General features: G+C 35.1%; 8 protein-coding genes. 7 read left to right on the plus strand and 1 reads right to left on the minus strand.

Annotated features, from left to right (window positions below; translation table 11 throughout):
- Positions 1 to 20: 20 nt before the first annotated feature.
- From O5635_RS02615 to O5635_RS02645, 7 genes are all read left to right on the plus strand, one after another.
- A complete protein-coding gene (locus O5635_RS02615; RefSeq protein ID WP_036902665.1) occupies positions 21 to 3,335 on the plus strand; it encodes an exodeoxyribonuclease V subunit gamma in 3,315 nt (1,104 codons plus the stop codon).
- Between the two features lie 22 nt (positions 3,336 to 3,357).
- Complete coding sequence (locus O5635_RS02620) at positions 3,358 to 3,924, plus strand: methyltransferase family protein (protein ID WP_072013276.1); 567 nt, start codon at positions 3,358 to 3,360, stop codon at positions 3,922 to 3,924.
- 60 nt (positions 3,925 to 3,984) lie between these two features.
- Complete coding sequence (locus O5635_RS02625; protein ID WP_052042993.1) at positions 3,985 to 7,761, plus strand: UvrD-helicase domain-containing protein; 3,777 nt, start codon at positions 3,985 to 3,987, stop codon at positions 7,759 to 7,761.
- On the plus strand, positions 7,758 to 9,473 hold the full coding sequence (gene recD, locus O5635_RS02630; protein WP_052042990.1) for an exodeoxyribonuclease V subunit alpha: 1,716 nt from the start codon (positions 7,758 to 7,760) through the stop codon (positions 9,471 to 9,473). Before O5635_RS02625 ends, recD begins: the two co-directional genes overlap by 4 nt.
- Positions 9,474 to 9,626: 153 nt before the next feature.
- Entirely contained in the window at positions 9,627 to 11,444 is a 1,818-nt protein-coding gene (locus O5635_RS02635) for a DEAD/DEAH box helicase (protein ID WP_036902662.1), read from the plus strand.
- Between the two features lie 80 nt (positions 11,445 to 11,524).
- Positions 11,525 to 11,761 carry a hypothetical protein gene (locus O5635_RS02640; RefSeq protein ID WP_152557311.1) on the plus strand — a complete coding sequence of 79 codons (237 nt, stop codon included), beginning with the start codon at positions 11,525 to 11,527 and terminating at the stop codon, positions 11,759 to 11,761.
- A 15-nt stretch (positions 11,762 to 11,776) separates the two neighbouring features.
- Positions 11,777 to 13,555 (plus strand): ABC transporter ATP-binding protein, encoded by a 1,779-nt coding sequence (locus tag O5635_RS02645; protein ID WP_036902661.1) that lies wholly within the window; start codon positions 11,777 to 11,779, stop codon positions 13,553 to 13,555.
- A 42-nt stretch (positions 13,556 to 13,597) separates the two neighbouring features.
- On the opposite strand, the gene psbP is transcribed toward O5635_RS02645, so the two are convergent.
- Complete coding sequence (gene psbP, locus O5635_RS02650) at positions 13,598 to 14,158, minus strand: photosystem II reaction center PsbP (protein WP_036902660.1); 561 nt, start codon at positions 14,156 to 14,158, stop codon at positions 13,598 to 13,600.
- Positions 14,159 to 14,195: the final 37 nt, after the last annotated feature.

Raw genomic sequence — 14,195 nt, forward strand, 5'->3', positions numbered from 1 at the left:
CTTTCTACTATTCAGGAACCTTGTTAACAATCTATAGGAGCAATAGAGCTGAGTGGTTGGCGGAGGTGTTGGCAGAGCAACTACGACTAACTCCTCCAGATTTATTTGAAGAAGTAGATGTAATTGTTAATACTTGGCCAACTGGTAGATGGCTTAGCGAACAAGTTGCTTCAGTTAATGGCATAAATGCCTTGGTTAATTTCCCCTTCCCTGGTACATATTTAAGAAAACTAGCTCATGATTTTCTAGGCTCAGAATTTACAAGAAAAGATAATCCTTGGAGTGCAGAGCAACTTACCTGGAGAATTATCGAATCATTACCTGAGCTACTTAAAAAAAATCAAGCCGCTGTTTTACTCAATTGGCTAGATAATTATAGTGATCAAGACCTAAGTATTACTGCAGAAAAGTGGCAATTGGCTAAATCAATTAGTGAAGCCTTTGATGATTATCTTTTGTACAGACCTGAATTAATAGGGAATTGGTGTAGAACTAATAAAGCATCTAAAGATATAAGTAAATCTCTACCTGCAGATAGTCAATGGCAACCTCTTTTATTCAAATTAGTTAAAGAAAAAATTATAAAAGAACCTTTTTGTATGCAGGTTAATGAGATTATCAACAAGTTAAAACTTGGCGAAAAGTCTAAGAAGGATCTCCCAGCACAGTTTTATATTTTTGGAGTGAACAGCTTGGCTCCTCTTCAAATAGAACTTATCCAAGCATTGTCATCAACAATAAACATAGAAATTTTTCTTTTAACACCTTGTCAAGATTTATGGACTCGCTGCAAAGAAAAAAGAGAAAAGATTGAACATAATTCTTACACTAAAATTAATAAATTTTGGTTACTAGGCAAACCAAGACTTGAGGCAAATTTAGGCCGCATGGGATCTGAATTTGAACAACTACTAGAAGGTAGTGGAGAATATCAGCTGGGGGAATGGCAAGAACGAAACCTCTTTGCAATGCCAGCAAGTATTTCAGAAAACGAAAGTAAGTTGCCAACATTACTAGAACAACTTCAACAAAAATTAGTAAATAAAGATTCAACAATTCAGCTAAGGAAAGAAGACGATGATAATTCCATTAGCTTTATTGAGTGCCCTGGGCAAAAGAGACAAGTTCAAGTAATCCGAGACCAAATCATTCAATTATTTGCATTAAATAAAAGTCTCCAACCAAAAGACATCTTAATCATGACACCTCATGTTGAAAGATTTGCCCCTTTAATTCCATCAGTCTTTAATGACAAGTCAGCAACAGGGGTAACTCTTCCATGGACAATAACGGATAGAAGTCAACAAAACGAAATAGGATTAATTCACTATTTAAATCAACTTTTAGATATAGCATGTGGAAAATTAACCGCAAGTAATCTAGATCAACTACTCACGCATGAAGTAATTAAAAATCGGTATAAATTGAATACAAAAGAAATTAATAACATCACCTTTTGCTTACAAGAGGCAGGTTTTAGATGGGGTTTAGATGACATAGATAAAAACGGTGATGAAGCAAATAGTTTGACATGGTGTCTAGAAAGATGGCTCATGGGAGCTATATTTCCAAACGAATCAGAAGTTGTGCTAGGTGGATTAGCTCCATTTTCAAAAGGTATAAGTAATGAAGATCTATACAAGTGGTGGGAAGTACTTTCAAAAATAAGCAACCAAATAAAACTTCTAAGGAATAGTAAGAGATGTCATGAGTGGGTAAAACTCCTTAAAGAAATCGTTAATGAGCTTTCTGATCATGGAGATAACTGGTCTTGGGAATATCAGAATTTTTACGAAAAAATTGATGAATGGCTCAAAAATGTAGGAGATTTCGAATTCAATATTGAGACAGAAGTTATTGCGGACATTCTTAAAAGTCTTATATTTACTGAAACTGGTCGTTTTGGACATAGGTCAGGGAAAATTACGATTAGTGCGCTGGAACCGATGAGGGCTATCCCTCACAAAGTAATTGTTCTAATGGGTTTAGATGAGGGAATATTCCCTCGACAAAATTATCGTCCTGGGTTTAACCTTCTAGAACAAAAAAGGTTATTAGGCGATCCTAAAAGTACAGATAAAGATCGATATGTTCTCATAGAAGCTTTAATGTCAGCAAGGCATAATTTGTTAATTACATGGAATAGTAGAGATGAAAAGACAGGTGAACTTCTTCCACCTTCAAATCCAGTACAACAATGGTTGGAATATCTTGAAGGGGAACTTGGCGAAACAAAATCCAAAGAGATCCTGAAAAATCCTGACCCAAATCCACTCGATAAAAGGAATTTTATTTCCCAAGGGAATTTCCCTCCTTTTAGTTGCGACAAAAGAAATCTGCAGGCTCGAAAAGAAATTGACAAAATAACCAAAGTCAATTCTGTAGCTCTTGCGTTTCCACTCAAATGGAATTCTCATAAAGCCTCTGAGAATATAACCTTAACTCATGAGCAACTATTATCATGGCTTACAAGGCCTCAAGCAACCTGGCTAAAGCAATATGGAATTTACCCAAGAGAATTAGAGGCACCTATACAAGACCAAGACCCATTAAGCCTTTCAGAATTGACAAGGTATAAACTTTTAAATGAGAATTTTAGAGACTTAATCAAGAATAGTATGAGTGACAAATTACAATTAAGTGGTAAGGAATTAAAAATAGATTGGGTGGGCAAGTACAAAGGTCAAGGAATTCTACCTCCAAAATCTGCTGCATTAATTGAAGAAGAACTATTAAATAGTCGGTGGCAAAATCTGTTATGCACGATCTCAAGACTTGGCGAGTTGAATAAAAAACAAATATGCTATAGAAATGAGGTAAAGGAATATCTAATAGCAGGTGAAAAATCAATTCTTATAGAGGTTGGCAGGTTGAAAGCTAAAAATATAATAGAAGGATGGTTAAATCACCTAAAATTATGTTCAAGCATTAAAAAGCCTACTAAAACGATAATAATTGCTAAAAGTATATCTAAATTAAAAAATAATAACTATCAAATATCTATTGAATTTGCCCCAATCCCAAGTAACAAAGCTAATGATTTTCTTATTGAACTAGAGAAAAATGCATACAATGGCTTATCAGAATGCTGGCCAGTTCCTCCAAATAGTGGCTGGGAGCTTGCCCTAGCAAGACATAAAAATTCAGATCAAGCAGATGTCATTTTCAAAAGGAATTGGGAGGGAGCTTACAATTTTAAAGGTGAGCGTAATGCACCTGAGATGCAAGTTTGCTTTGGATATGATTCAGAAGCAGAGACTTTTTTAAAAAATAAATCATTTAATCAATGTTTAAAAATTCTATATAGACCATTATTGGAAAATCTTCTTTATTAGATAACTTATTTATCAATTGCAAATGAAAAACAAACGTATATTATTCTCATACAAATTATTAGCATCGACTTTATCTGAGATGGGTTTCAGTTGGAAAGGATTGAGAAACAACAAAAATGGAGAATGGTGGTTAATAGCACAAATAACTGTTATATCTGCACATTTGGCAGATAGTTGGCCTTATGATCTAAATAATGAATTGTATAGTTGGTTGGTTGTAATAAGAGTCTTTGGTAAGTTGTTGGTATTATTTGGCACTATCCTTGCCTTAGGTTCTGTATTAAGGCTAGGCAAGAATCTTTCTCCATTACCAGAACCAAAGAGAAATGCAAAACTAGTTATGAATGGGATTTATAGTATTTGTAGGCATCCACTTTATATGTCAATGATCTTAATTTCTATTGGGTTAAATCTAATAAAATTAAGTCTTTTACATTTAATATTATTAATTAGCCTATGTTTTATTTTGACTGGCAAAGCTATCAAAGAAGAGCATAGGCTTAAGGGACGGTATCCAGAGTACTCAAATTACATGAAAGAAACGCCAGCTATTTTTGATAACATACCCTTCTTTGATTGGAGGGATTAGAAACTTGAATCTTATATCGAAGAAAGATAAAAGTAAAAAGAATAGATTCCCTTCGTAATCTTGGAATTCAACCCTAACACCTATCCATTAACTCCAGGCCTACGTCTACTAGAAGCAAGTGCAGGTACTGGCAAAACCTTTTCTATAGCTCACCTTGTCTTAAGGCTATTAACTGAGGGGGAGCATTCAATAGATAATATCTTAGTAGTTAGCTTTACCAAGGCGACAGCTGCAGAAATAAAGTCACGTATATCGAACAGAATAATTTCAGCTCTTCATGGACTTGAGTCTATACAGGCCGGAGATATTCCATCTAAAAGCGATGAGGTCCTTCGAGAATGGTTGGGAAAGTGCTCTCAAAATTCTGACAAATGTATGTATTGGGCAAACCTCTTATTAGAGGCTTTAGCTAACATTGAGCAATCAGATATTACGACCATTCACGGGTTCTGTAGGCGTACATTGCAAAGGGAGGCCATTGATAACGGTAATGCTATTGAGTTAAAGGCTTTAACAGATGAAGAAAACAAACAATTAATAATTGAAATAGTCTGCGATTATTGGGAAGAGCATGTATTGTCACTTGAGCCTAAACATCTTCAGGGAATTGAAGAAGCTGGCATAAGCATAAAGAGTTTAGCGAAAAATCTAATGGATATCGACCAAGATCAAAGTCTAGCGTTTGTAGTCGATGACCCCAAGGTTGATATATCAAAATCTCTAAAAACTCAATTCCAGGAAAGTTTTCATGCTTGCTGGCAAAATTTTGTATGTAATTGGAAGAAGGATGGAATGGCATTAGAAAAAAGCCTCCAAGAAGTAGCCAAATCATATAGAGGAGAAGGAGTTAAAGACACGAGACCATATACGCCAAACCCTAGAAAAAATAGATGTAATGAGATTAATGAATGGATACTGAGTTTCTATAAAACAAAAGAAGATGACGTAAATAATAATGAGATTTTCTACAAAGACATACGTGCTCAAAAATTAATAAAGGATTACTACCATCCACAGAATCTATATGAATTAGAAAAAAAACTAAGTAATAGTAATTCATTTACGCCATCTACACTTCAAGAGTCAATTGCAGACTTATGGGAAAAACCTGCAGAAATTGTTTGGAACCATTCTTTAAGTTATACATTTGAAAAGTTAAAGAGTATTAGGCATAAAAGACAAGTTATTAGCTATGGTGAACAGTTAAAGCTCCTAGACCCAGAGTCTCAAGATCATAAAAGTAAAAACAAATCGATTCTTAGTAAATTACGTATTAAATACAAAGTTATCTTAATTGATGAATTCCAAGATACAGATGCTATCCAATGGAGGATTTTTAGAGAAGCCTTTGCTAAAAGCTCTGAGCATCTCTTATTAATGGTAGGAGACCCTAAACAAGCAATTTATAAATTTAGAGGGGGTGATTTAAAAACATATTTACGAGCAAAGGAAGAAGTTGATAGAGTAGATTCTTTGACAACAAATTACAGAGCAACACCAGAGCTAATGGATTGCCTGAATAATTTCATGAAGAATGGTCTGAAATATTCGAAATTAATTGTTCCAGAGTTGATATCAAAAAGAAGTAAATCTAAAGTCGAAGAATATAAAAAACATTGCCCCATAGAGATATTATCAATTGAACACGGTGATAAGAAAATGGCGAATAATAGTAGCTATATACCTACTAAAGCGGATGTTGAATTAAAGATACCAAATATAGTGACTAACAAAACTCTTGAACTTATAACAAATACAGAACATCTAGTTTGTCCCAATGATATATGTATACTAGTTAGTCGTCATAAGCAAGCAGAAGAAATAAGGGATTCACTCTCTAAAGCAAATATTCCAAGCCGCCTAATAAATCAAGGCGATATTTTCGAAACTGAAGGGGGGAAAAACCTACAATTGTTCTTAGATTGTTTATCTACCCCTAGCCATATAGACCGGTTAAAACTTCTAACCTGTTCAAAACTAATGAGATGGGATGCTAAGAAATTAGCTGAAGCTAGCAATGCTGGAGAATTTGACGAATTGGTTCTTAAATTTATTAATTTATCAGAAAATTTTAAGCATACTGGCATTACTGGTTCTTTATCGAGTTTTCTAGAGAGCAGTGATATAGCTAACATTGCAGAAAGAGGTAGATTATTAGGGGATCTTTATCAGTGTGCTCATCTTGTTCAAGAAGCTGTTCATTCGCAAGGGCTTGACATAACCGGAGCTGCAAGATGGCTAAAGCATCAACGAATAAAAGGATCAGATCTAACATCTGAAGAACGTCGACCCAACAGCGACATTGCTGAGGAAGCTATTAATGTATTAACCGTTCATCGTAGTAAAGGTCTACAATATAAGGTAGTGATATGTCCGTATCTATGGGAAAGCCCTTCAAAACCCAAAGGGCCACTTTGGAGGACAGATGAAAAAAACAAATGGGTATTCTCCTTCAAGTCAGGATTAGACTCTCATCAAAAAATATATGAGAAAGCAGTTGAAGATTCCATTGAAGAAGCGGAAAGATTGGCTTATGTAGCTTTAACCCGTGCAGAATGCAAATTAATTATTTTTTGGAGTATAGCAACTAACCAAACTGATAATCCTTTAAAATTCTTTCTTTTTGGACCTGAAGCTAATAAATCAAAAATTGAAGACTTGACCACAGAGAATATACAAACAACATTCAGATTACACAATTTAAAATTTAATGTTCGCCCTGTAAGATCACAAGAAATTAGTGGTAAATGGTCTCCTTCTTATGAAAATCACAACTTAAGCTTAGGTCCAAGACCTAAGCGTAGCTTGGATCAAACATGGGGGAGACATAGCTATTCATCTTGGGTATCAACGATAGAAAAAGAAGGTGGTCGAAAAGACTACCCTAAAGAAAATGAGGAGGGGAGAGATAGAGATCAGCAAGAAGGCAACATCAAAGGTTCATTTCAAGACAAGGCATTTCCAATTGAGCTAATGAAAAATAAAACCAATAGTTGGTCGAAACAAGGTCCTTTACAACATTTTCCACGTGGCCCCATAGCAGGGGAATGTCTACACAGAATATTAGAACGAATAGACTATACAGCTTCAGTAAAAAATGAACATTCTGTCAATATTATAAAAGAAGAACTCAGTAGAAGCAGAATAGATTTATCTAAAATAGAGATTGTTCAGGAAGGACTTGAAAGAGTTCTGAGCACCTCTCTGGGAGGTCCTTTAGGAGATATAAAGTTTAGAGATTTAAATACGGAGCGAAGAGTAAATGAACTTTCATTTGACATTTGCTTGTCAAGTGAAAACAAACCTATTTTATCTAGTGAACTAGTAAAGGTAATGACACGCAATCAGGGTGAGAGATATGGTATTGACTACATTAATTCACTAAAGGAGTTAAACATCTGTAGCAGTGGCTTCTTAACAGGTTCTATTGATCTAATTTTCAACGATAAAGATGACATCAGTAATAGTCGTTGGTGGTTAGCAGATTGGAAAAGCAACTGGCTAGGTGATTTTACGGAGCAAGGTGAACTTTCTTCTTGTGGGTCATTTCATTACAGTATTAATTCAATGGAGAAGGAGATGGTTCTGCATCACTATCCACTTCAGGCAAATTTATACCTTGTAGCTTTGCATAGATTCTTAAAGTGGAGATTACCCAACTACTCACCACAAAAGCACCTTGGCGGTTATATCTACGTATTCCTAAGAGGCATTCCTAGTGATTATGAGCTGAGCATGAGATCTAACAAGGGAAATATTCCTGGTTTGATAATCGAAGAAGCCAAGTTTAAGAATATTATTGAACTTGACCAGCTTCTGCTAGGAAAAGCCATATGAGAGAAGAAAAACAAACTCAAAATTTAAGAAGTTTTAGTAATGCAATTACTAAAACTTTAGCCAAAAGAATGCCCACAAATTCATCCCTGATACATCTAGAGGATGTTATTTATGTCCTTGTAGAAGCGATAAATCGAGGAGATATTTATACAAAATTGAACCAAGATAGAGAATTACTATATAAAGGGAAGGGATGGCCAAATGAACATTTAAAACACTTATTAAATAGTGGTTGGATAAAAGAGGGTATTGGTCCGATTGTTTATAAGGATAATCGTATAAGTTGGTATAGATGGGATTACGAAATGAAATCTATAATTAAAGATTTAATTTATAGGAATAAAACCATAAGGAATATTAGTGAAATTGAGAGCACTGCGCATACCTTAAAATCAAGAGTTGAGATTAAATCTGCACAAGATAAAGCAATTAATTCTGTAATTACTCAAAATCTTGTTCTTCTAAGTGGTGGACCAGGGACTGGCAAAACAACAACAATAATAAAAATGCTGGCCAAGTGTATATCAATAAACCCTAATGCGAGGATAAGTTTAGCAGCTCCAACCGGCAAGGCATCAAGAAGAATTGAAGGAGCGTTGTTTAAATATATGGAAAATAATGATTATGAACATAAAGAGAGTCTCGATAATATAAATTGTCAAACATTACACAGATTGCTAGAAGCGCAAGAAACAAAATTTGGTAGGAATAAAAATAGACTCCTTGAACTAGATGTATTAGTAATAGATGAAATGTCAATGGTTGATATATATTTAATGAAAGGCTTATTAGATGCTCTTCCCCAAAAGTGTCAATTAATATTAGTAGGAGACCCTTATCAACTCCCATCGATAGGCTGTGGTGCTATCTGGAAAGAAATACAATCTGATCAAATAATTAAAGAATTTAAAGTTGCAGCAGTAAATCTTAATAAAGTTTATCGAAACAGAGGCGCTATTGCCTCTCTAGCTGAGGTACTACGTAATAACGAGTTATCTAGTTTTTGGAAAGAAATCCAAAAGTTACCGGAACAATCAAATGTTTGTATAAGCTTCCATAACAAGAGATTAATTCCAGAATTTTTAATCCAAAAAGTGACAACTTACCAACAAAGCTTAAAGAGCTTAGCTTCTCTTATAAGCAAAGAATTATACAATATGTCGAAACAAAGGTCTCCTTCCAATGAGAGAAGTGAAAGTTATTTATTAGACCAGCTTTCATCTATTCTGGATGAATTTGTAGTTTTATGCCCAAGGAGATTAGGTCCTTGGGGAGTAAGGGAATTAAACAAAGCCATTCTAGGTAGATGCCTAGAAAGAGGTGTCATGCATTGGCCTGAAGGGACTCCTGTCATCTGTGGAGAAAATCAGCCTGAATTAGGACTCTCCAATGGTGATGTAGGCTTAATAGTTGGTTCAGATAGTTCAAAAAGTCTACTATTTGTAGTTGATATAGGACAAAAAGGAAAATCCCATAATATAATTCACCCAGCAAGGCTCAGGAAAGTTGACCCAGCATTTGCCTTGACAATTCATAAATCTCAGGGCAGTGAGGCAAAAGAAGTTGTATTACTTTGGCCGGATGATTGGCAGTCCTCAATTCATTCAATTACGAATAACAAAAACACAAATTATGAAAAAAGTCTTATTTACACAGGAATTACAAGAGCTAGAGAGAGCCTAACTCTTGTTCTCGACCAAAAAAATTCATAAGATACTGGTCCATGTATTCAATTTAATATCATGCAATGTTAGATTATATAAAACAAAACCTTTTAAAAGAGGCGCGTCAACAAAGTACGGTTATATACCGATTGGAGGTTGCCTGCCTAATTTCAAGGGATCATCAGGGACAACCAAAATTACATGTCACGCAAATCAACTGAGATAGATATACCAAGTTCTAACAAAACATTGGTTACTAAAAAAGATATCTTGAAAGAAAAAAAAATCACAAATGATGAGGCTTCAAAGGTTTCACCCAAAGAAGGTCTTTCAAGCAAACAAGAGAATCCTTTACAAGGTTTTAATAGCTTTGGCTTTAGCGACAATCTAGTAGAAACAATTTCAAAAAAAGGTTACCTAGAACCTACTCCTATTCAAAAGGCAGCGTTCCCAGAATTGATGCTTGGTCGTGATCTGCTAGGACAAGCACAAACTGGTACTGGTAAAACTGCCGCATTTGCTTTGCCAATTCTTGAAAGGATTAAAACGCAGAAAGGTCCTCCTCAAGTTTTAGTTTTAACACCGACACGTGAATTAGCTATGCAAGTTGCTGATTCATTTCGCGCGTATGCAGAAGGGAATCCTGATATCAAAATTTTAGCGATATATGGTGGGTCCGATTTTCGTTCACAAATAAATTCCTTAAGAAGAGGAGTTCAAATTGTAGTAGGTACACCTGGTCGAGTAATGGACCATATGCGACAAGGAACTTTTGTACAAAATCAATTGGAATGTTTAGTTCTTGATGAGGCAGATGAAATGTTGAGAATGGGCTTTATTGATGATATTGAATGGATTCTTGAACAATTACCGCAAGAGAGGCAAATGGTCTTCTTTTCTGCGACTATGCCTTCAGAAATAAGACGTCTGTCAAAAAGATATCTACAAAACCCAGCTGAAATTACAATTAAAGCGAAGAAACAAGAAGCTAAGTTAATTAGACAAAGGTATATCTTAATACAGAATAGCTATAAAGTAGAAGCATTAAAAAGGGTTCTAGAAACGACTGTTGACGCAGGTGTAATTATTTTTGCTAGGACCAAAGCAATAACTCTTAGAGTTGCAGAAAGCCTCGAAGCTCTTAATCATAACGTGGCAGTTCTTAATGGTGATGTTCCTCAAAATTTAAGAGAAAGGACTGTAGAAAGGCTACGCCAAGGAGGTGTGGATATACTTGTAGCAACAGACGTGGCTGCCAGAGGTTTGGATGTAGAGAGAATTGGTCTTGTAATTAACTTTGATATGCCCTTTGATGCTGAGGCTTATGTTCACCGTATTGGGAGGACTGGTCGAGCAGGTAGGAATGGCGAAGCCATCCTCTTTGTAAGCCCAAGGGAACGTTCATTTATAAACAATCTAGAGCGAGCTGTAGGACAAAGTATAGAGAAAATGGAAGTGCCAAAAAATGAAGAGATTAATAAACATCGAATCAATAAGATAAAACTAAAACTATGCAAATCTTCCTCTAACCCAAGAAAGTCAGCTGAAGAAAGAGAGATTTTAGAAAAGCTAATAGATCAATTAATGGAGGAAATGGAGGCTAGTGCAAAAGATATTGCATTAGGTGCTTTAAACCTTGCAATAGGGGAAGCACCTTTATACACAAGTGAAGATGAATCATGGATTAATCAGACATTTAGCAATCGTAGGTACAATGAAAGAAGAGATGATAGAAGCAACAGAAGTAGACGTAGAAATAATCTTGACTCTGCTTTGACAGAGAAGGACAAGGAGAGGTATAGACTTGAAGTCGGATATAGAGACAAAGTTAAACCAGGCAATATCGTAGGTGCTATAGCAAATGAAACGGGTCTAAAAGGTAATAGAATAGGGCGTATTCAAATATTTGATAATTATAGTCTTGTTGATCTGCCTAAAGGGATGCCAGAAGAAATTTTTAAAAATCTTAAATCTGTAAAGGTTATGAATAGGGAACTAAAAATAAATTTGCATAGTTAATTTATATTCAAATAACTATGTATATAAATCTCTTGAAATTCTCTTTATATCTGATAATCTCTTCACTTGCTGTGGCATTTATGCCTAATCAAGTTAAAAGTGATGAGCTAAATAATTTGATCACAAAAATATGCTTAGAAAACTTTAATTCTGAAGCTCAAAAGAATCACAAGAAAGTTAATAAAGAAATGGGTCGCTTTACATGCCAATGCTTTGTAGATAAAATTGCAGCGGGATTGTCATTACAAGATGCTCAAGAATTTTGCAGAAAGAAAGCAATTAGCCAGTTTAACCAAACATCAAAAAATTCCATTTAAAGCACTCAAGAATATATGAATCCTACTTTTAAACGACATTTATTCACATTAACAAGACTTCTAGAAAGTCAACCTAAACAAAAAAAATTAATAATGTCGGCTGTTTCATGTTCAGTCTTAAATAAAATCTTTGATCTAGCACCACCTGTTTTAATAGGTATATCTGTTGACGTAATTATTCGTGAAGAGTCATCTTGGATAGCAAGTCTAGGATACAAATCGGTTCCTTCCCAGTTAACTATTCTAGCTATAGTTTCATTTCTAATATGGTCTGCGGAATCATTTTTTGAATATATGTATGGGCTTCTGTGGAGAAATTTAGCTCAAACAACACAACATAATCTCCGTGTTAAAGCTTACAGCCATCTTCAAAATCTTGAGATGTCATTCTTTGAAAACGACAATACTGGGCGGTTAATGACGATACTTAACGACGATATAAACCAATTAGAAAGATTTTTAGATCATGGGGCAAACCAGATTTTGCAGTTAATAGTAACGGTATTGCTAGTTGGCGGGGCTATGGCATTTTTAGCACCTGGTGTTGCTATTTTCTCATTTATACCTATTCCTGTAATACTATTAGGATCGATAAGTTTTCAAAAAAGACTTGCTCCTAAATATAAAGATGTAAGAAATAAAGCGGGTGACTTGGCAGCTCGATTGAGCAATAATTTAGGTGGCATGTTAACAATTAAGAGCTTTGCAACAGAATCATGGGAACTAGAAAGGGTTACCCGTGATAGCAATTTATACCAACAAAGTAATAGAAAGGCGATAAAATTCTCTGCGGCATTCATACCATTAATTAGATTTGCAATTCTATTTGCATTCCTTGCAATACTTATAGCAGGTGGATATCAGGCATGGGAAGGAAAAATCGCTATTGGGACATACAGCTTCCTTGTATTTATTACACAAAGACTCCTTTGGCCATTAACAACTTTAGGTAATATTTTAGATGATTACCAGCGCTCTATGGCCTCAACTAATAGGGTTCTAGATCTCATTGATACGCCTATAGCCATATCTAGTGGCCTGAAAAGACTTAAAGTACAATCTATAAAAGGTGAGATTGAGTTTAAAAATGTTAATTTTAACTATCAGAATAGAAAACCAATTCTAAAAGATTTCAATTTAAGTATTCCTGCCGGTAGTACTATTGGAATTGTAGGATCAACAGGTTCTGGTAAAAGTACTTTAGTAAAGTTAATTTTAAGGCTTTATGAATTAAATCAAGGTGATATATTTATAGATGGAATTGCTGTAAATCAAGTCAATTTATTAGATCTCAGAAAATCTATCGCATTGGTAAGTCAAGAAGTTTATTTATTTCATGGGACAGTTGAAGAAAATATTGCCTATGGTAACAAACATGCAAACTTTGACGAAATAAACAAGGCTTCTGAGTTGTCAGGGGCATTTGAATTCATAGAGCAATTACCCCAAGGCTATAAAACAATCGTCGGAGAAAGAGGGCAAAGGTTATCTGGTGGTCAGCGGCAAAGAATTGCCTTGGCAAGGGCTATACTCAAAAATGCTCCAATACTTATTTTAGATGAAGCAACAGCTTCGGTAGACAATGAAACTGAGGCAGCAATTCAAAGGTCTCTAAATCAAATAACCTCAAACAGAACAACCTTAGTTATCGCGCATAGGCTAAGCACAGTTAAAAATGCAGATGAAATTATTGTTCTTGAGCAAGGAAACATAATAGAAAGAGGAAACCATCAAGCATTGTTAGACCAAAAAGGTATTTATTTCGATCTTTGGAAAGTACAAGCAGGGTATTGATGGTTTATTAAGAGCATTAAAAATGCTCTTAAATATTTGTTCTTAGGAACTATAAAAATTAAATGACGTTATCACACGTTCAAATATACCTTTAACCTTTGGCCAGCGAGTCTCATTTGTACTGGCTGCCAATGTAAATAATGCTCCACGGTTTACAACTACTGTGGCAAGCTCATGTCGGTCTCGATCAGGAAGATGGATAGTGTATTCAAGATCATAAAATATATGGTTTCTCTCCTCTCTCCTTGAAGCCTGAAGCAAATCTGCTTGTCTCCCAGATCCATCAGAAGCAAAAACTTCTTCAATTAAACTCTCTCCAATTTGTATAGGGCCTCCAATACTATCCAAATCCAGTCCATTCTCAATATCAGAAACGACTAAACTAAGAGTTTCATCACTATTAATCACATCATGAAAAACAACCTCTGGTCCGCCAGTTACTGATATACGGGTCCAGCCAGTTGGATAAAAGAATCCATAGGTTCCATCTGAGCTCTGAAATGCTTCTAATCCAGCTGTTGAGGATGAGTTACAAGCACATAAGACACTTATCAGAAGTAAAGAGCATAAAAATTGTTTGAAAGACTTGAGAAATTTAGGCATTGATCATTCTAGTTAGCGTATATTCTGCCTTTAGCTT

The sequence above is a fragment of the Prochlorococcus marinus str. MIT 0919 genome, assembly GCF_027359375.1.
Taxonomy (GTDB): domain Bacteria; phylum Cyanobacteriota; class Cyanobacteriia; order PCC-6307; family Cyanobiaceae; genus Prochlorococcus_D.